The 19,343-nt window shown below is 42.3% G+C and carries 22 protein-coding genes; 6 read left to right on the top strand and 16 right to left on the bottom strand.

Annotation, left to right across the window (positions count from 1 at the left end):
* Positions 1-182 precede the first annotated feature (182 nt).
* Positions 183-1,499: a hypothetical protein gene (locus H6G86_RS35245; RefSeq protein ID WP_190938252.1), complete on the bottom strand. Its 1,317-nt coding sequence runs from the start codon at positions 1,497-1,499 to the stop codon at positions 183-185.
* A 34-nt stretch (positions 1,500-1,533) separates the two neighbouring features.
* Positions 1,534-2,106 (bottom strand): hypothetical protein, encoded by a 573-nt coding sequence (locus H6G86_RS35240; RefSeq protein ID WP_313931617.1) that lies wholly within the window; start codon positions 2,104-2,106, stop codon positions 1,534-1,536.
* 94 nt (positions 2,107-2,200) lie between these two features.
* Here H6G86_RS35240 and H6G86_RS35235 point away from each other — a divergent pair, with 94 nt between their 5' ends.
* Positions 2,201-2,500, top strand: coding sequence for an HNH endonuclease (locus H6G86_RS35235; protein ID WP_190938251.1), 300 nt, complete (start codon positions 2,201-2,203; stop codon positions 2,498-2,500).
* 54 nt (positions 2,501-2,554) lie between these two features.
* Here the strand turns inward: H6G86_RS35235 and H6G86_RS35230 are convergent, their stop codons facing one another.
* The 13 genes from H6G86_RS35230 to H6G86_RS35170 all read right to left on the bottom strand — a co-directional run bounded on the left by H6G86_RS35230 (position 2,555) and on the right by H6G86_RS35170 (position 11,954).
* Positions 2,555-4,615, bottom strand: a complete 2,061-nt coding sequence (locus H6G86_RS35230; protein WP_242065132.1) for an NACHT domain-containing protein — start codon at positions 4,613-4,615, stop codon at positions 2,555-2,557.
* A 9-nt stretch (positions 4,616-4,624) separates the two neighbouring features.
* Positions 4,625-5,101, bottom strand: coding sequence for a hypothetical protein (locus H6G86_RS35225; protein WP_190938250.1), 477 nt, complete (start codon positions 5,099-5,101; stop codon positions 4,625-4,627).
* Positions 5,102-5,592: 491 nt separating this feature from the next.
* Positions 5,593-5,820 (bottom strand): hypothetical protein, encoded by a 228-nt coding sequence (locus tag H6G86_RS35220; RefSeq protein ID WP_190938249.1) that lies wholly within the window; start codon positions 5,818-5,820, stop codon positions 5,593-5,595.
* Between the two features lie 78 nt (positions 5,821-5,898).
* Positions 5,899-7,797, bottom strand: coding sequence for a P-loop NTPase family protein (locus H6G86_RS35215; protein WP_190938248.1), 1,899 nt, complete (start codon positions 7,795-7,797; stop codon positions 5,899-5,901).
* Positions 7,794-8,342, bottom strand: a complete 549-nt coding sequence (locus H6G86_RS35210) for a hypothetical protein (protein WP_190938247.1) — start codon at positions 8,340-8,342, stop codon at positions 7,794-7,796. Before H6G86_RS35210 ends, H6G86_RS35215 begins: the two co-directional genes overlap by 4 nt.
* Before the next feature lie 21 nt (positions 8,343-8,363).
* Positions 8,364-9,080 (bottom strand): hypothetical protein, encoded by a 717-nt coding sequence (locus H6G86_RS35205; RefSeq protein ID WP_190938246.1) that lies wholly within the window; start codon positions 9,078-9,080, stop codon positions 8,364-8,366.
* Positions 9,081-9,092: 12 nt separating this feature from the next.
* Positions 9,093-9,509: a hypothetical protein gene (locus tag H6G86_RS35200; RefSeq protein WP_190938245.1), complete on the bottom strand. Its 417-nt coding sequence runs from the start codon at positions 9,507-9,509 to the stop codon at positions 9,093-9,095.
* Positions 9,510-9,600: 91 nt separating this feature from the next.
* A complete protein-coding gene (locus H6G86_RS35195) occupies positions 9,601-9,795 on the bottom strand; it encodes a hypothetical protein (protein WP_158680630.1) in 195 nt (64 codons plus the stop codon).
* Positions 9,796-9,802: 7 nt separating this feature from the next.
* On the bottom strand, positions 9,803-10,039 hold the full coding sequence (locus H6G86_RS35190) for a hypothetical protein (protein WP_190938244.1): 237 nt from the start codon (positions 10,037-10,039) through the stop codon (positions 9,803-9,805).
* Positions 10,040-10,066: 27 nt separating this feature from the next.
* Entirely contained in the window at positions 10,067-10,285 is a 219-nt protein-coding gene (locus H6G86_RS35185; protein ID WP_190938243.1) for a hypothetical protein, read from the bottom strand.
* A 95-nt stretch (positions 10,286-10,380) separates the two neighbouring features.
* Entirely contained in the window at positions 10,381-10,605 is a 225-nt protein-coding gene (locus H6G86_RS35180) for a hypothetical protein (protein WP_190938242.1), read from the bottom strand.
* Positions 10,602-10,835: a hypothetical protein gene (locus H6G86_RS35175; RefSeq protein WP_190938241.1), complete on the bottom strand. Its 234-nt coding sequence runs from the start codon at positions 10,833-10,835 to the stop codon at positions 10,602-10,604. Before H6G86_RS35175 ends, H6G86_RS35180 begins: the two co-directional genes overlap by 4 nt.
* Before the next feature lie 3 nt (positions 10,836-10,838).
* Positions 10,839-11,954, bottom strand: a complete 1,116-nt coding sequence (locus tag H6G86_RS35170) for a ParM/StbA family protein (protein WP_190938240.1) — start codon at positions 11,952-11,954, stop codon at positions 10,839-10,841.
* A 275-nt stretch (positions 11,955-12,229) separates the two neighbouring features.
* Between H6G86_RS35170 and H6G86_RS35165 the strand changes: the two genes are divergently transcribed.
* The 5 genes from H6G86_RS35165 to H6G86_RS35145 all read left to right on the top strand — a co-directional run bounded on the left by H6G86_RS35165 (position 12,230) and on the right by H6G86_RS35145 (position 19,010).
* Positions 12,230-12,409 (top strand): ribbon-helix-helix domain-containing protein, encoded by a 180-nt coding sequence (locus H6G86_RS35165; RefSeq protein ID WP_158680629.1) that lies wholly within the window; start codon positions 12,230-12,232, stop codon positions 12,407-12,409.
* Between the two features lie 76 nt (positions 12,410-12,485).
* The gene (locus tag H6G86_RS35160) at positions 12,486-13,211 is read left to right on the top strand and encodes a hypothetical protein (RefSeq protein WP_069071919.1); all 726 of its coding nucleotides are present in this window, start codon (positions 12,486-12,488) and stop codon (positions 13,209-13,211) included.
* 277 nt (positions 13,212-13,488) lie between these two features.
* Positions 13,489-13,728, top strand: a complete 240-nt coding sequence (locus tag H6G86_RS35155) for a hypothetical protein (RefSeq protein ID WP_190938239.1) — start codon at positions 13,489-13,491, stop codon at positions 13,726-13,728.
* Positions 13,728-16,961 (top strand): DNA primase family protein, encoded by a 3,234-nt coding sequence (locus tag H6G86_RS35150; RefSeq protein WP_190938238.1) that lies wholly within the window; start codon positions 13,728-13,730, stop codon positions 16,959-16,961. The genes H6G86_RS35155 and H6G86_RS35150 overlap by 1 nt, the downstream gene beginning before the upstream one ends.
* 153 nt (positions 16,962-17,114) lie before the next feature.
* Entirely contained in the window at positions 17,115-19,010 is a 1,896-nt protein-coding gene (locus H6G86_RS35145) for a DEAD/DEAH box helicase (RefSeq protein WP_190938237.1), read from the top strand.
* An 11-nt stretch (positions 19,011-19,021) separates the two neighbouring features.
* Here H6G86_RS35145 and H6G86_RS35140 read toward each other — a convergent pair whose 3' ends face one another.
* Positions 19,022-19,165, bottom strand: coding sequence for a hypothetical protein (locus tag H6G86_RS35140; RefSeq protein WP_190938236.1), 144 nt, complete (start codon positions 19,163-19,165; stop codon positions 19,022-19,024).
* Positions 19,166-19,343 lie beyond the last annotated feature (178 nt).

Raw genomic sequence — 19,343 nt, 5'->3', positions numbered from 1 at the left:
ATATAGTGGGAACTGCTCTAGAGAAATTAAGCTGTTATCTTATTAGTCTTTTTATCCGCTCCAAAGCTGCAACTAATAAAGCAAGACATTGACAAAAAAAAACCGGGGTAATTGGGTTCACCGTGGTCGGGTAGTAGGACTATATCCAATACCGTTCAGGCTTTTTAAGGTTTCCTTTGCACTCACTGTAGTTGCTTGAATTTATTATTTGCCGATAGCAATAACTCTTGAGCTTTTAAATAAACAGTTGTACCTTTTTCCACCTTTTCTAATTGGTTAATAATACTGTGTAACTGACTAATTACACGATTGCGCTCCAAATTTTTGGGGTCAGTGGGAATTGAAGCCATTAAGCTTTCTATTTCTTGTTGTGCTGTTGCCAAAGCCTGTACAGAATCTGCCTCAGCTTGATGTCTTACTTTGACTTGACCCAAATTAGTCTCATAAGTTGCTAATAACTTTTGTGCTTCTGCATAACCTGCCACATCTGACGCAGAAACTTCTTTTAACCGCTCAATGGCTTCTGACCATAAATTTTCTATTTGTTCCCATTCGGTGACTGTGTGCGGTGGATTTTGGCCAGATTTAGCAGCTTGCCAAGAAAATTGCTGCGCTGCGGTAATTAAAGCACTGACGTGTTCATTTCCCGCTGCTAATCCCACAACTTCTTTAAAATCACGCTTGTAGGCATCTAGTTGATTTTGAGCAGTTCTTCCGGCTAAGGTTTGGCCAGGAATCTCTTCTAACTTATCCAGTGCTGAACGCCAAGCTGCGAACGCCGACTTTTTATCGGTTACTGTTGTAGCAATTTGATACTGCTGTTTTGCATTCAATAATGCTTGACTATTATCAGTGAGCAAGGTTTGAGCGTTTTTTTCCTGAAAAACCTTGGCTTCTAGTTGCCCTACTTGACGACGCGCTGTATTCAGACCGTAAATGCTGAACCGCCAGTCATACCACCAATATTTGTATTCCGGCCAATCGTTAACCAACCCAACTGGCAAGTTATCCAAATGTGTTTTTGTCTGTTGCAGTTGCTGTTCACCCAACGCTAAATCTGCTGCACTAGTGGGTTTTTCAATCAGGTATTCAGCTTGCTCAATTGATGCCAACGCCTGCCGATAGTGCTGTTCCATGCTCATGTAACTGGGTAGCAACAAAAAAGGCGCATTTTGCACCACAGTCCGGCGAATTATTGAGTAAGGCAGATTCGCCACCCAAACCACACCTGCGGGAATGCCGATAAGTATTACTATCCATATCAACTTAGTACCTATACCTCTGTTGGCTTTGCTAGGTCTTTTTTGATGGGATGTACTGCTAATCTGCCCCTGTGCAGCTATTTCTTGTTCTAATTCAGCCAGAGTTTTTGATTTTGATGGTTTTGCTGGTTGCTTCAGCACTATAGGTTGTTGGCTGGTTACAGATGAATTTATCCCAGAAGCATTTTGAGAGTTATTACGGGAAAATTTTTGAGTAATTTTGTGTAAAAAGGTCATATATAGATTCAGTGCTTAGTTTAGTATTCCCTAACTAAGCTCGAAATAAAAACAATACGTGGCTTTTTACAAAAGCTCCAAGGCAGGATGCATCAGGAAGCTTCGTCGTGGCAGTCCTGCCTCGATAAACAGATATTGGGCTGGCATATTCAAGCAATCGTTCCCATCCCCAAACCCATGCAGTTTTTACTCTTATCTCTTTACCGTTGCTGAATTTGATAAATTCTCCACCTCCGTCAAAAAATACATCAACAACCAATTGATTCCGCACATCGCGTCCCCACATTTTATCTGCCGCATTCCACCACCGTTGCCCAGGCGAAGAAAACATCTCCCTTTCTAAATATTCATCACGCCATGCTTTCGGCTTCCAATTATCCTGTAGCGCACGAATTAATAAAGCATTGGGGAAAATCTCTTTATCGTGTTCGCTCAACCACAGAGCATATTCAATTGCACTCCGCAAGGCATCCTCTAAGTCTAAAGAACAACCTTCAAGAGCATCTTGGACTTCGGCATCTGCAAAATTTACACCGATAGTTATCAGCGCTGGTTCATATTTTTTAAATACCTCGTACTCAACCGATTCCTTTTCCCAAAACCACATAGCCCACCCCTAACTATGTTGAACTCCATTTATAGTAGATTAATCTTATTCTTGAACTGATAATTAAATTGCAACGCATTTTTAGAATCAGGAAATGCCCCAAAAATCTCAGTCACGTTATCCAGAAAACTGGTCAGATATCGCTCTGGAAGTCAAACAATCTGTGGACTGGCGATGTTCTAAATGTCAGTTGCAATGTATTCGTCCCGGTGATGATACGTCCGAACTTTCCCGTTCTCTTAGAACAGCGCTAACATTAACAGTGCATCATAAAAATTTCTTGCCAGAAGATAATCGTCGAGAAAACTTATATGCCTTATGCACAACTTGTCACCTGAGTTTTCATACCCGACGCAGGGGAAATGTATCGCCAGGACAACTGTCTTTATTTTGAGGTTGTTAACAGATATTGATTATGACTCTCTCTGCTTGAGTTGGTTGTATTTTTTTAATTGCGCTTGAACTCCATTTCGGCGAAGTGGTCTTGTAGCAGTTTGTGGATGAAGCGGTAGCGACCACCAACACGCTGGAGGAATAATCGCTCGGTGCAGTAGTTGAGGAACCGGGCGTAATTCCAGGGGATGTAACCGTTGAAGTAGAGAATGAGGCGTAGGGTAAAGTGTTGAATACAGGTTATACCACCATACAATAGCACCAAAGTCAGTCCTAAAGCCAGTCCTAAAGCCAGTCCAAAAGTCAGTCTCAAATTCAACAATACAATTTGCGTAGAAATCAGTACTAAGATTAGCCCAAAAGCCAGCCCAAAAGTCAGCCCTAAAAAAACAGCATTGCTTGCAGACTTCCAAATACCTTGATTAGGGATTTTCTTATTTTCTATAGCTAAGTCAGGCTGCCCAGAAATCAGTCCAGAAATCAGTCCAGAAATCAACACAGAAATCAGCACAGAACTCAGCATAGAACTCAGGCTCAAATCCCAAACACTCAGAAAAAAAATCAAACCAGAAATCAGCCCCCAAATTAGCTTGTTTGTATTAACTTGGCAAAAATTAATTTTCTCATAGAGTTTTATTTTCCCTGTCTGCATCTGAGCAACTATAAATAAAAACATAGCACCAAAAAACAGACGATTTGAGTCAAAATTAGGCGGTAATATATGACTATTAATATTATTAAAAATAAAAAATTTATAAATTAAGTCTAAAATATAAGTTATAATTACCATTATAATAAACAAACAACTATTCCAAAAAAACAGTTTATATCTGAATCTTGTAGACTGGCTAATCAACCAAGTAGGCTGCATTTCTTCAATCAAAAACTCTGTTTTCGATTCTCGCTGCATTTGTTGAGCTAACCAAACAAGCCACATTCGCGTTTTTCTAGCATTAGGAGTTTTGTTCTCCAAGTATGCCCTACTATTAATATCTCGTGTCAACATCCGTCCTACATAGGCATCTAGCAAATACTGAATCCGGTCTGCTGTGGAAGTTAAAAGCTGCCATTCCTCAACAGATATTTCTTGAGACGCTAGAACAGTAATGCTAAGTAGTAAGGGAGTTTTAACTAACTCTAGAAAGCTTAAGTCACTACTAATAGTTGACCACAATTCTGTATATTTAATAGTGGTTAGATAATCACAAATTTGGTTGTTGGTTAAAGGGTGTAAGTAAATGGCACCATTTAGTTGTAATTGAGTAGAGTAGCTACTATATTCCTCAATCCGGCTACAAACAACTAGATAAAGCGGTCTAGTTTCACCTGTTAAAAACTTATTAATTGTCTGGACACAAATTTCTTGACGCTGTGACTCAAGTTCGTCTAAACCATCAAGTAATGGTAATAATTGGTGATTATTTACCCACACTTGACCAAGTTGAGTTGAAACACCATATTTAGATTTAAGTTCCGCCACTAACCAATCCGTTAAAGATTGTCGGTCATCTTTCCAAGAAGACAAGTTGAATAAAACCGGAATGGGATATTCAGGCTGTTCTTCTGCGCGTTTAATTAATTCTTGAGCCAGTTCTAATTGTGTAGTTGTCTTTCCTGCCCCTGGCGCACCTAAAATTAATAGCTTACCTGCAACTTCTTCTGAGTCAAAAACTTCTAAAATTGTTGTGGTATTTGGGAGAGGTTCAACAGGCTTTAAGCCTATTTTTATCTCTGCATCCCAAGGACGTTTTACCTGTTGTGGTTGTGACTCTTTACCTAAATTAATCAGCACGGCATTGTGTAGAGATTGCCTTAATCGCGCTGTAACTTCTTCCTTGACTGCGGCTAAAAGTATTCGTTGATTCTTTGGTCTGGCAGGGTTGCCTACTGGTGTTGCTGTCGGCTGACCAAGGAATAACTCCTTGATAACGAGCATCCAGTTGTTACTACCTTGAATTACTGTATTTTCGTCACCCAGAACAGCTTGATTATCATCGCCCTGAACTGCTCGGTTTTGATGACCGTGAACTACATTTTTAGGAGTGAAGCTATCAACCTGTTGTGTGGAATTTACATCAGGCTGTTGTTGTTTAGAATGTTCAGGAACCTGACTCATAAATCAATCCTACAATCCCAATAGGTGAGAACCAGCATTAGCACCCAACCAGCTGGCAATTTTCACAAGAATCGGCTTGGCTATTGCCCAAACTTTTTGACCTACATCCACGGTCTTAGCCGTTTTTTCAAGTGTTTCTGCCACACTTACCAAATTCGCTAATGCTATGTTTTTTTTAGGCTCTTCCTTTGTAATAGCTTTCTGAGCATCACTTAAGTTCTCAGTTGCTTCTTCTTTGGTTTTTTCAGGTATTTCTGACTTTTGAATCAAAGTTTGAAGTTCTATCAATAACTTTACGATGTCATCTTTAGTCAATGAGGTTGCAGGATCTGCATTGACTTGATTCTGTTGTGTTACTTGATTACTATCACCTAGAACAGCCTGATTCTTATCTCCTTGAACTGCTCTATTGTAATCACCTTGAACATTACTGACGTTACCGCCTACAGAACCGCCCCTTGAAAATTCACTACTGTTGTTAGCCATACTTTCTACCTCTAGTGAATAATTGGATAAGAGCTAGGGTGTTCCAGCGCTGTCATTACAATATTCTCTCATCAAAAATTTAAGAGACTGTTCCTAAAGGAGGATTATAAATCAAGAAGTATGGGTCTAGTACTATAAAAACTGTCATAAAATACTAAGTAAGGATGTAAGGTTGCGATTTAACTTTTAGGTTTGACACTTCTCATTTTTTACCCTGTTTTATTGCCCAAAGAGCGCAAATTTATTTAAATTTCGTCCACAGATTTGGAGTTTTTAAAATCTCAAGTTATATAAATTTTTGTATATCTCAATAGATAAGGCTTAGTCTGTTCAACTAACTGAAAACCTATCTCTCCACAAGTCGCCTCACCACTAACCTTTATGTCAGGAGTTTGCGAAAGAGCAGTCTTGATACCTAAGAGCGTGAATGATTCTTTTTCAATGATTACTATTGTTAGCATGATGCTTGTTAATCTTCTAATAATAACTGGTTATTTATTGGCTGATTTATTATTGGTGTCTCTGCCGTGGTTGTCCGCGATGCCGTAACCACGCCGTAGGCTACGAACTTTACAGGGTATGGATTGCCGTGATTGCTGCCGTATGCCGTGTCCACCGATAAAAGCCCGTAAAACATACCTGATTCTCACCACGGCATTACGGCATTGGGGAGATCCAAGAAATAAAATGCCCAGCCGTTTCAATAATTTTGTTGGCAAAACCGAGAGATTTAGGTGCTTTCGACCTCCGGTCGAAAGCGACGGCTGGGCATTTTATTATTGGCAAGTGCCTTACTTTCACCAATCAGGTAGAGAGTAGCTATCATTGCCGTCAAAATTTATCTTCTGAGCCTCAACTAATTCAGATAATCCCTCAAGTAATTTCTGGTCTGAATAACCAGATAACCTGTCTGCCTTCTTCAAATCACGTAATGTTTTTGGCGTTTTCGACTTCACATTATGGAAGTATTCATAAATCTTTTTAGCTACTTCAGATAATGGCTTTGGATGTAGATTGTGAGCAGCAGTTAAATTAAATTCCAGGTCAAATACTCTATCTAGATATTCCTGCTCCGAAGCAATCGGCTTGGCTTGATTAGATAAAAGGGGCATTAATGCCACAACAAAACCACCAACCGAAGCAATCATAACTGGGCGTAAGTTTTGATAGGAGACTGCTTTCACTGACAAGTATTTAGATTTGATTTGTTCTCTCTCTTGTTTACCCGGAATGATATCACCTCTATTTAAAATCAATTCCAGCACCCCATAAGATTCTTGCTCCCTTCCGTTCTTGATATACCTGTTACCTAACAGCAGTAAATTGAGACAGAGACGAGTTTGTGCATCCATCTTCTCAATGCCCAAAGCCGCCAGATTAAAAGACTGTAGGGAGGCAATAAACTTAGTATTAAACTCTCTACCAATCAGCATAACATCAAGCAATTTACTCCCATAATTCCAATCAGAGTAAAGCTTGCTTAATGAGTCAGAAATTACTAGCCAATCATCCAGAATTAGAATTAATGGTGGTAAGGATTCGCGCTTTGATTCTGGTAGTTGTTTTCTTAGTTTGTAGCTCTGGTAAAAGTTATCAATTACCTCTTTGGCTAGGTCTGGGTTTTCCTGATCAAAGACAATTACCCGCCCCTTCTCGCGTAAACCACAAAAACTATCATTCTTAGCACTGATTACCCAAATATCAGCCGTTGGGGAATCAGCTAAGATTTTCCCAATTAGGTAATTGAGGGTGACTGATTTACCACTCCCTGGTGCAGCAACTAAAGCAGTGGAACTATCGGCTCTGGCTAGGGCTTGCAAAGTATTTAGGGCAAGACCTTCTGATGGGTGAAGGTAATCACCTGTTGGGGTTGCTCCCGGTGCGATTGCGCCCTGTTCATCTCCAGTTACCTTGTCGTTCGGGTCAATCGTCCCTTGCAATGTTTGACTCCCTTGTAGATAAGGGGTTTTCATCTCACGAAGCTGCTTAATATACTCCGCCTTCTGTTCTTCGGTCATCCCCGCCGTTTGCGCCTCAAAAATGGCATCAGTTGCCTCCATTTGCGTGACTTCAATTTCCGTGTGGGCGTAAATCTCGGCTTTTTGGATATCAACAGTGCGATCGTTGGCGACTAGATCCAGGTCAGCTTGTAGTTGGACTTCTGCGATCGCAACGTCCCTGTAACTATCTAACAACTCGGCTCTAGCTGCCATCTCTGCTTTTGCTGCGTCCCGTTTTTGGGCGATGTCTTCAAAAACTGCCCTCTGCTTCTCCTCATACTGGCAGTGGCGCAGCATCCACCCCGCAAGAGCAAACCCCAGGAATCCCCCAAAAGCCCAAAACGGCTTATATGGGTTAGTCGCTTTGACTAAGCCGTTAACCCCCATAGCTGGGTTACGCACTATTTGGCGCGGCATTCCTTCTAACTGCCACTGTTGCCAATAAAATGGGGTCATCCTGAAAGGTCTGCCATTCAAATCAGAGCAGGTCAATGTTTTCAAAGGGGTTTTGATGCAGAAGTAGATCCGATCGCTGCTAGTTCCCTGCCACGCCATTGCAGCCGAGCTAATTCCCACAGTCAGACTCAGCCCAATTGCAACAGCTTTTTTATCCATCGGTAACTGTCCGAACCACTTCATTAAACCCGATTGTTGTGACTCGGATAACTGTTTATGTTTGTCGGTTAAATAATTCATTTACCTCTCCTACCACCAAATAGAAAAATCATTAATACCGCTATAACTATCGCCACACCAGTACCATTGACAAAACTGGAATAATCCGCAGTTTTAGGCTGATACATTTGTGAAATTGAAGTATTAGCTGTTTGTGTAGAAATTCTCGATTCGTTCCACTCGCCTAACGGTTCATTGAGCGCACATAATAACGCTAATGACGCACTGCATCCAGTCATTAGATTAGTAACGAAATTATTGAACCCTTCACCTGTTGCAGTGGCAGTAAAATACAGGTGTGCAGTACCAACAGCTAGGAACATTCCAACTGGGTGAACTTGCAACAGATGAAAGGTAAAAATAACTGCCGAATTTAGACAACTACCAGCGACAATTTCACAAGCATTGCCAGCACGTCTAAATGTTCTACCTCGGTTATTTTCTGGCAGTGGTGGTAGTTGTTCTGGTTGTTGATGCGGCTTAGTTGATTGTGGTGTTTGTGCCAGCCCTTCATGCAAAAAAGGGCTGACGCTATGAGGATCTTCATTTCGTTTCCTTACTAGCATCAGCCTTACCTAATTAATTGATTATCTATCGCCTAACTTCTGCCACAAGTTACCCAACATTGCACCCCAACCGCGAACTGTTCCCGTTGCAGAAACACTTGATGCTGGTGCAGAAGTTTGGTTAGTAACTGGTATCACTTCTTGGGGTGTAAGATTAGGCTCTAATGCCCTTGAGCCAAACCTTGCACGGGCTAACAGTTGTTGGCGTTTCTCTCTCAATCCTGTAGTAATTGCTTGCCTTTCAGCTTGCACAGTTTGCCTATTTTCTATACCGCTAATCTTGTTTTCATGTCTCCACAATTCAGCTTGTAAATCGTGGTGTAATTGGGCTGCAACTTCGGCTAGTCCGTGCTTACGTTTTTGGTCAATTCGCAGCAAGTCGGCTCTATCTTGGGCATCTATCTTACTCATATCGCTGTCAAATTCAGCGTTAAGTTTACGAATTTTGGCGATAGCACCCGCAACGTGAGAGCCATATTGTTTACGAAGTTCAGTCCATGTTACCTGACCTTTTGTTAACTTCTCCATCGCCTCAAAAACAACCTTGGCGTTGTCTAAAAAAGGCTCTAATCGGTCAGATAATTCTTGGGCATTATTCGCATAATCAGCGAATTGTTCAAGCTTGTTTATATCCGAAAGATAGCCCAGAATATCAGACTCAAACCCTCCCCAGGATTGCGCTTTTTCATCGATATGGGAACTATGACCAACTACCGGATTACGTATTGCAAAATCCATTGCGTTATTCTCCTAATAAGGTATGTTGTCATAGTTGATATCGCTGGACTCTTGGGGTAATTCATCCCAGTAACCCATCTCTTCAAATCGGCTATAAATTCTCGTTGCTAATTGCCTTATGGGGTCGTCAAAATCTTCAGAAATTAAATCAAATCTATTAGACCCAAATGCCAGAATATTTGCAATGTCCGCGTCAATCCCATTGCCCAAGAATTGACCAAATGCAGCAGAGTATGGATGGTCATCGATGGTTGAATGAGTCGCTAGAAATTCCGTTCCGGTGAGGGGTAAGTAAAGGCTGCAAAGAAAACTATTTATTTCGAGCTTCGTAGCTGTTGGGTTAAGAGCTTTAAATTGCTGGAGTTTCAAAGCATTATCAGTGAAAGAACAGCGTCCCCAATCGTTGGGATTTTTGTAGTCAAGTGTCATTTGTTAGAATCCTTGTAACGATGTGTATTTGATGCACTTTCGGGTGAGGCGATTGCACTTACTTTGGTCGGTCGGGGCAATCGCTTCATCATCAGTTTTCACAAAACTCAACAAGTTCAAAAACCTCCCTCTGCACTTGGTTTTGACTTAATTCTTTACGCCTGCCCTTAGAATCGTTAAAAACGAAAGGTGCATTGACTCGACAATTAGAGTGGTGGCTGTAGCGCAATTGTTGACCACGGAATTCATACAAGTGGTTACGTTGTAGGGCTGTCGTTTCTAACATAAGTTCCTCAAACTTGCGAATAAAACTCGATATTTAGAATCGCTTCGTGAACTTCAACAAGCGTCTGAACAGCATCACCCAGACGCAGGTCATTCGATGTACTGAACCGCTCGGAGGCTTCGATTTGTTTGTAATTTGGCGATGCTTGCACAAACCTTAAAGTCTGTTCGCAACCGAGGATAATGGTCATAATTTCGGTTGTTGTTAGGCTTGGCTGTGTCTTTTCGGTGTCCTGGTCGCTCATGACTTGTTTGTTTCCTCTGGGTTTTTATCACGCTTCTTCGCTATTCTTTCGCTTGAGAGTGATTTTGTAAGTCTCCCCGTTTGGCTTCAAAACAGTGTGTTGCTCTAAACCTAATTCGCTAGCTGCCCTTAAAATTGGACTGACATTTTCAGACGGTTCACCATGAAAGGTTGTCTCCCCTTTTTTACCTTTATCAAGGTTTCTAGAAATCATTTCTTTAAGCGCCTCAAACCCTGACTGTGACATAATTCCTCCTATTTTCTATACAATACTCTCGCCCGAACTACTGATAATGAGAGCTAGCCGCCTTGTGGGGTTGTGTCTGCATCATGTTTGGGATCTCACAACTTATTTCTTTTCCTTTGAGCTTTTATCGGTGCGGTTGGCGCTTCTGGCTGGTTCGGCTTCTGAAGTACATAGCTGATGGCCCCTGCACCTCCCACGGCTGCGGCGATGGTGAACATATTGTTACGACCGAAGTACTGCACTCCAAAATAGCCAAAAGCGATCGCTGCTGCTGTTGCTCCAATGCCTAAAACCGTATTTCTAAATGTGGTTCTGCTCATGCTGCCCCTTTAAAATTAGTGACCATTGCGCTAAGTGCCGATTTATTAGGCTGTGTAGATTGCGCTGTTTCGGGTTTGGGCGTTGTTTGCACATTGCCATGTTGAAAAATCAGCTTCTCTACACCTGCTGATAATGCTTGTGTTGGCGCATCTTGGGGTAAATCAAACATCTTGCACAATTCAATTACTGCTAGGTAGGAGATGGTTATACGCCGAGATTCGTAATTCATTAATTAAGCTCCTAGAGATATTTGAGTTAATAGCTTTAACCCCAAGGCATTGATGAATTGGGGATTATTCAAGACCACAAAACCTAAATCGGCTAGGTTCTGATCCACCACTGGTAGAGAAACACCACCACCCCAGGCGACAAGGTATTTAGCGCGGTCTAGATAATTACCAGCAGTCACAAAGTTGGCGAATTTCTCAATCCTGTTACTCCACCACTGATCTAGGCATTGGCTGTACTCTGTTTCAAACTTCTTACCAGTCAAGTGGTTGCCGCCATAAGTGAAAGTCCCTTCTACAATTCCCTGGTTCACCAAACTGGGCGAGTGTTTCACATCCTTGGACAGCAGACTTACTCGGTCGTTTCGTTTGTCTAGTGCCTCTGCAATCATCGAATGCAGTTCACCGGCTCCACCCTCAATCAGGTGACGGTCAATGACTGCACCACTGCCGTTAAACACGGTAATCAACCAAGTTGATGAACCGATATCAAGAGCGATCGCTAATTCTGAGGGGTCTAGTACCAGGGATGCTTCACCAAATAAGCAGTGAGCAATGCTTCCAAAACCTTCGGGATAAATGCCTGTGACTACGATTTCAACTGTCTTGGTGACAATGGAACGGGTTACAGGGTGCAGATGTTCAAAGGTGTGAGTCCCTTCAACTCTGCGCTTAATCTCAGTCGCCCAGCGTTCGGGGTTATGGTTGCTCAAACTAATCGAAAGCTTGACCCCCGAAGGAATATTCAGAACTGCTAAGTCTGCAAGAATGCTTTCTAGTGCCAGTTCTGCTTTTTTGGCTTTATCCTCGTGCAGTAGGGTGTGGTCACTTTGAGCTAGAGCAGCACTGCCCCAGAAAAATTGAACGTCTTTTAAGTCCAGGCGTGAACCTTCTACATATCGCAGCCATGCCCCATCTTTAGAGATAGTTTCGTGGTGCATGATATTGCGGTTGCGAACAAGTGAGTATGCGGCAGGCATCATGATCGAAAAATCACCGATGATTGCCTTGCCATACCCTGCACCTGAATCTTTTCCGGCGATAAGGTCATTTAGCCCGGATTTGGCTAACAAGTCTGCCTGAACTAGCCAATTTTTGGCATTGGAATATATAGCTGTCATGGTTCAGATAATTGTTAAAGTCTTGATTTTTCTGGCTTTGGAGAATTTAGAGGCTCAATCGCCTTAAATCCAGATATCCAGTTAGGGGCAAGCCATAGCATCACTTTCTGGCTTCTATTGCCTTTGTTGAGTGGCTGTTTTTGGCTTGATAATGTTATGGTAGCAAAGTGTGCATTTTGCGTCAACTGCTACGAAGTAGTAAAATGCTACTGTCTAACAAGAAATAAACTAATGGGAGGAAGTAGTATTCTATGAATTGTTCACAGAATGAGATTATGAGTAAACGAATATCGGTTGTGCTGCCAGATGATATAGGAGAAGCTGTAGAGAACATGGCAGAGTCAGAAATGCGATCGCTTAGTCAGATGGGAGCAATCCTAATCGCTGAAGCAGTAAAATCTCGGCAAGGTGAAACACCAGCACCGAAGGACAAAAAAGATAAGGGTACACCATGACTGACGAAAGCCACAAGCATTAGAATCAGTACAGTTCGTGCTGATTTTAGATCATCATTAATGTTTAAAGTCTCCAATGACTACCCTGAAAGACCCAACAGCAAATTTTCAACTCCCACTGCACAACGAAGCAGCGTTTGAAAAAATTAGGGAGGCGATAGATTATCAATCCACCGTTGCTCTAGCGGCTGGTGGTCTTGCGCTGGGTACGGGTGGTGCCATGCATCCGTTAGGTTGGTTAATTTTTGGATTGGCTTACAAGCCGTTGGTAGTAACTCAAAAACTGGTAAGGTTACAAAGATTAGGAACCTCAATTTTCCACGAGTTTGAAAACGAAGGAGTGCAAGTTTTCCCAACACTTCCGGTAGAAAACAACAACCCTATCGACTTGTTTGTGAGATTTCCACGAACAACTCACCTGTTTATCTCGATCCGGTCAAAAGGAGATAGGGAAATTGTCTACAACGAAGCAAGAGAGGTTTTACAGGTCAAGCGCAAAGATAATAATGGATTGAAACTATGGAACCCTTGCCCACTGGTTGAGTTAGCAGATTATGAAAAGTGGCTCAACAAGAACAAAGATAAGTTTTTGATGACCTCCCGTGAGGCTCAAAAGACTCCCACAGCAAAAGTTTTGGTTTTATGTCCTCCCACTAAGGCATCGCCAAATCACAAGGAACATCTTTATACGGAGATAGGAGATATGAGAGTTCTAGTTCTCAGGAGAAAAGGCAGTGCATTTGTCATTACAGAGTCGGAAGTCAACAACTTTGTTAGGGCTTGGTTATCCAAGTACAAGTAGGCTAAAAGTTGAAAACCTCGTTTCCCGTTGGGAGACCGAGGTTTTCAGATTTTCATTCAATTGGAATTGGGAATTGGGTTTGGTCGCCTAATTAATATCCCTAATAGTAATTTTATCTTACACGATTTGGTGTAAAGCCAATGTAATACTGGCTCACCAGATGTCAACAGCGTTTCAGGAATTTTAGCAAAGCCTGATTTTTGAACGTTTGTACTAGAAGATTACTGCCACGGGATAGCTCCAATTCCTCCAGCACACATAATGGAGGATTTGTAAAGTGTCAAAAAAACAGCTATTTCATACTGATACTACCAGCAAGCTGCTATTCGCAACTATTGCTAACGCTTGCCCCCACTGCGGTAAACTAGACTGCTGCTACTCAATAAGAGAATTTACAGTCTGCGATCGCGATCGCTTTCATCAGCCTAACTATGCACTGGGTCAACCTAAACAATCGCCAACTTATGTATTAAGCAATTGTCAAAAATTAAATAATGTTCAAGGAGGTATCGCGTAATGGTTGCACAATTCTCCAATCAGCAAGCACTCGCCTCCTTTGATATTCGCAATTTTGTAGACCAGCTAGAACCAGCCAAAGAGAAGAATAAATACATCTGCCCAGCTTGCGGTGGGCATAACTTAGGCATCAACCCTAGTAATGGGAAATACCAGTGTTTTAATAACTGCCAATGCCCTGATATTAGAGAAGCAATCAAACCGTGGAGTGAGGTACTAGAAGAGAACAAACTTGGTGGTTACACGCAACAATTGGGACTCAAACCACTAAAAGCGAAAAAACCAGCAGCACTACCCAAGGTTTTAAAGCTAGATCCATCAGAGTTAAGAATATGCAGGTTGAGGAGTGAAATCACCACACCACAACCTGCAACACCCGATTTCATTCCCAAATCCGTAACCTTCAAGCTATCGGATGATGGAGCCACACCGAAAGAATTAAAACAAATTACAGTTATTGAATACGACTATGGCAACGGGAAAAAAGCTCACAGGTTTGAATGCCCCTGCGCTGCCGTTCCCAAAAGCAGAGTCAAAACCTTCTCAGTCAGCAGAATTGACCCCACAACCAATAAAACGACATGGAAGAAAGAAGGTTATTGGACTGCTTATAAACAGGACGAAGCGATCGAAATTATCAAATCCACAGATGGCATTCCGGTACTGTTAGCCCATGAAGGGGAAAAGTGCGTAGAAGCTACCAGATTGTCAGGTTTAGCCAGCATTACTTGGGTGGGTAACTGCTCTGACGGTGACATTGGAAAATCATTGACCCAAATCAAGCATTCTACGGGTATTGATTTTTTACTAGCTTATTGCGCGGATCATGATGAAACTGGATGGAAGAAGCAAGAGCGAATTAAAGAGGTTTGCGCCCAAGCTGGAGTAGCTTTTGTTGCCATCGACTTGCTTAAAATCAAACCGGATCTGCAAAATAAAGGAGATGTAGCAGATATTTTGGAATCGGGCATGACAGGCGATGAATTAGCGGATCTACTGTTAAAGCAGATAGAAGAAATTACAGCAGATGCTCAATCATCATCAGAAAATCTAGACTCAGTAGATGTTGCTAATTTCGACGACGAGCCAGACAGCACATTCCTGCAAAAAGGTTTTAACACCCTTTACGGCGATCGCAAATGGATTTGTGCAGATGGCCTGCTGTATTGCTGGGATGGCTTGCACTACAAACACTCACCTGATTCAGTTGAGCGTCCACGGATTACGAGTTATTGCAATTCGTATCAAGTTATTAAGAAAACTGGCAAGAACTTTGTCATTACCCACCCTTACGCCAAACCAAGCAAGGTAAAAGAGTTGCTGGAGTGGGTGAAGCTGCGAGTAGAAATTGACCCGCAATTACTTAACCCACCAGGGGTTAACTGTACTAATGGCGTGTTAGGTGTTGATTGGGCAGGCCCCATACCTCAGCCAGTTTTAGAAGAACACGACCCAGATAAACACTTTTTTACATATCCGCCATTGGTGAAGTATGACCCCCAAGCAGACCCCAGACACTGCGATCGCTTACTGTCATGTTTAGACTCGCCTCAACAACAAGTTTTATTACGAAACCTGGGGGCGAGTCTTAATCTAAAGGAAGTCCGCAAGCGTCGAGGACGGGAAACAAAGCTATTACTGGCCTGTGGATTGGGTTCAAATGGTAAAGATTCCATCCGGGAGGTAGTATCTATCATTTACGGTGAGCAAGGCATGACCAGCTGTTCCTTAGCTGACTTTGCTGCTTATGATGAAGGACGGAAATTTTCACTCTTTCCCTTGGTCAACAGTCGGGTGAATTGGGCTTCTGAAAATCCACAGACAGCACGACTAGATAAAATTCAATCCCTCAAACTCTTTGCGACTGGTAACGTCTTACACTCAGAGCGCAAGGGGAAAGACCATATCGAATTTAGCCCCGAAGGGATCGGTATCTTCAATTTGAATGAAACCCCGGCACTGCACGGCACAATTCAAGCAATTACTGACCGCATCGCAGCCCTAGTTTTTAGCAAAACATTTAAGTCAAATCCTGATCCAAACAACCCAAACGAGTTACTAGCAGACCCTCGATTCTCTTATGACTTGGATTTTGTGCGCGAGTGTGTGGCCCCAGCATTTTTAAATAAGATGATTGCTGGGTTACAGGCATTGATAGAAGAGGGGATTGACTACAGCTGTACTCAGCAAGCATTAGAGGATATTCAAGCCGAAAACTCTCACTTATTCCAATTTTCTAAAGATACAGGGCTGGGTTACAAGTCGGATGCCATCGTCACAGCATTTGACCTGTGGTCACGCCTAGAAAATTGGTACATCGACAACGGTACTTTGTCCTTTGATGAATCCAGCACTGGCAAGGTAAAAGCTATCTGGCAAGAACAGTCCAAGCCTAGTGATAAAACAGTTAAGGCGATTAACCAAGTCATAGCCAGATTTAAAACATTATTCCCCAAAGCCAAGTTAGTTACCGTCCCCCACCCATCCGGGAAACGGAAGTTACAAGCACTGCAAGGAATTAGTTTTAATGATGTGCCAATGTCAATAACTGACACACCCATAGCAATAAGTTCTAATTCCACAGCAGATCCACCCCAACTGCCACACCAAGAAATCCTTATAAATCAAGACTTCCACACCAACCACACCAGTTTAGGAGATTTGCTAGAAAAAAAATCAACTACGGAATTAAACACCTCGTCAAACATTGACTTAAACATTGACTTGTCAGACCAAAATCAAATCACTCCCCCCATAGTTTCACCTGCTAATAAGGAGAATGACTCTAAATTGGTGTGGGTGGTGTGCGATGACGATACTCTTAGCGTTTCAGCAGATTTAGGTGGTGTGTCAACTGCTGTGCCAGATGAGCTTATTGCTATGCCAAACAGCTTATTGACAATGGAAGTGGCAGAGGAGCAAGCGATCGATGATTTAGTACCACCAGTCTATCCACAGGGGGATGCGGCGGTGTTACAGCAAGAAACCAATGTTCAACAGTCCGAAGAGCCGAATGGTGATACCTGTGACACCCCTCTCAATGCAGGTGGAATGGATGAAGTTATCGCTAATGCTGAACTGATTAGGGAGAGCATTGAAGATGAGTCTTGGGAAATGATTGATGAATTGATAGAAGAGTGGACGGATGAATTTAAAACTGCTGTTTGGAACCTGTTGACACCTCTTGAACGCAAGACAGTTAAAGGACTAAAGCGAGGTAACACCAATGAATGAACCTGTTAATTTTTCATGAGTCTTAAAGGGAGCATCCAGAGATCGGATACTTGTCCATCATTCGAGGTTGGCTTACGCGTTGGGTCTGAAAATTTCCCTTTTTTGGGAAGTATAAAGTAGATAAGGAGAGCATTAAAGCACTCAGTTGAGCTTATGAAGCTGCGAGACTATCAGGAGATTTGTAAAGCGAAAATTGAAGCCAACTGGCGCAAAGGTAGTCATAAGCAATTAGCTGTGATGCCAACAGGCGCAGGCAAGACAGTTTTATTTGCTGCACTGGCTAGCGAATTCACTCGTCAAAACCAAGGAGTGTTAGTCGTAGCCCACCGAGAAGAACTAATTATCCAAGCTGCTGAGAAGCTGGCAGCAGCAACCGGCATTATTCCAGGAATCATCAAAGCTGGATATAAACCGAATGTTGATGCACCAATTCAAGTTGGCAGTATTCAAACTTTGGCACGTCGTCAAAAATATCCCGAAGCTAATTTAATCATCATAGATGAAGCACACCACGCGGCATCAAACAGCTATCGTCAATTGATTGCTCAGTATCCAGATGCCCAAATTTTAGGAGTGACCGCAACACCCCAAAGAATTGATGGTTATGGCTTTGAAGACTTGTTTGAAAAACTGATTGTTGGTGCTACAACTGGGCAGTTGATAGCAGAGGGACACTTGTGTAAATTCAAAATGATTGGGGGTTTTACCAAACTGGGATTGTTCACCCCCAAGGGTAGAGATTTTACAATCAAAGAACTAGAACGGGCTGCAACCAAGATAAAAGCTGAAGATGTGGTGAAGTGCTGGCAAGATTATTGTTTTGGTAAAAAAACCGTTGTCTTTGCAGTTAACGTGTCTCATAGTCAGGCGATAGCCAAACAGTTTCAAATGTTTGGCATAGCTGCGGAGCATCTCGATGGGGAAACACCCACGGGTGAACGCAAAGCGATTTTAGAAAGATTTAGAACAGGTTCAACGCAGATCATAAGCAACTGTGGGATATTAACCGAGGGCTTTGATTGCCCAGACATTGATGTGGTGCAATGTGCTAGACCTACAACTTCAATTAGCTTGTGGCTACAAATGCTTGGGCGTGCGCTGCGACCATCTCCAGGTAAGGAGTATGCCATCTTAGTTGACCAGACTGACAATTGGTATAGGCTGGGTACACCTGACCAACATCGGCATTGGAGCCTCAAGCCAGAATCAGTAGATAAGAATTCGCCAGGAGTACGTAATTGTGGGTACTGCCATCACGTTTTCAAGCCGATGTCGGCAAGAATCACTAGCAAAGTGGTTTGGAATCCTCGGAGCGAAACTTTTGAAACCCTCTTAACTACACCGTGCCCCAATTGCAGTAAACCTGTAACTTGGCAACTAATTTCTAGCAGTGATATTACCCCGAATCAGGAGAAGAAAGAGGAATTTGATCTAGAGGTGGAGTACCGGGAAATTCCTTCAGAATGTCGGTTCGAGATCCTTGAGCAGATAGTGAAAATTCGCAAATTAGGCAGTAGATTCAAGAATCTGCCAAACCGGGAAAAAAAGTTTATCCATTCGTTAACTGAACTGATCCATCAACAATCCGATATTCAGCTAGCAGAAATTAGAGTAGCACTAGATATTCTAGAAATTGGTTTTTCACCGACAGAAATTTTGGCTCATGCGCTTTTAGTTCCCTTGTGCCAATTAGCGGCATATAACAATTGGTATCAGATAGAGAGGCTGATGAAGGGTAGGACAGGAGATATTAAAAAGCTGATCTGGGATATGTTACCTAAGCACTACCAGAAGAAAATACACCAGCTAAAAAAGGATATTGCTGAAAAACCAACGCCATCAGCGATCTTATCCCAGGTAACTTTCAAGGTAGGTGATCCGGTAGCCGCCGCCGCTACTGATGATTTGAAATACTTGTGGCACGGTGTAGTCGAGGAGGTTTCGGACGACGGCTCAGAGGTGTTTGTTTTTTGGCATTCAAGCCAAGGAACAGCCACAAGTTCTTATGAGATACATGAGGCATCTTACTTGCGTCGGCTTTTTATCTAGAAGATTGTTGATCACCACAAGAAAACGAGAGAGTAATGTTCACCCAATAACCGCCGAGAACTTAAATCATTTTCACAACAAGGACTATTAGCATCAATTTCTAACTTTTCATCAAGTTCTATCTCTACACCACTTCTAGCCACAGGGGATAACATAGCTAAATGCCCTATGAAGATTCTGAAGGTAGGACATAAGGAGAACCATATATTGGTAAATAAAGAGCATTATGCTCGGCTGAGAGAAGGTGTGCAAGTTTGGAATGATTGGAGAGCTAACAATTTAAAAATAATTCCTGACCTCAAGGGGGCTAAGTTCAATGGGACTTACCTCAGT

The organism is Nostoc sp. FACHB-133, from assembly GCF_014698055.1.
In the GTDB taxonomy this organism is placed as follows: Bacteria; Cyanobacteriota; Cyanobacteriia; order Cyanobacteriales; family Nostocaceae; genus Nostoc.
The sequence above is the reverse complement of the archived record's forward strand: the minus strand, read 5'-3'. Positions and strand labels throughout refer to the sequence as shown.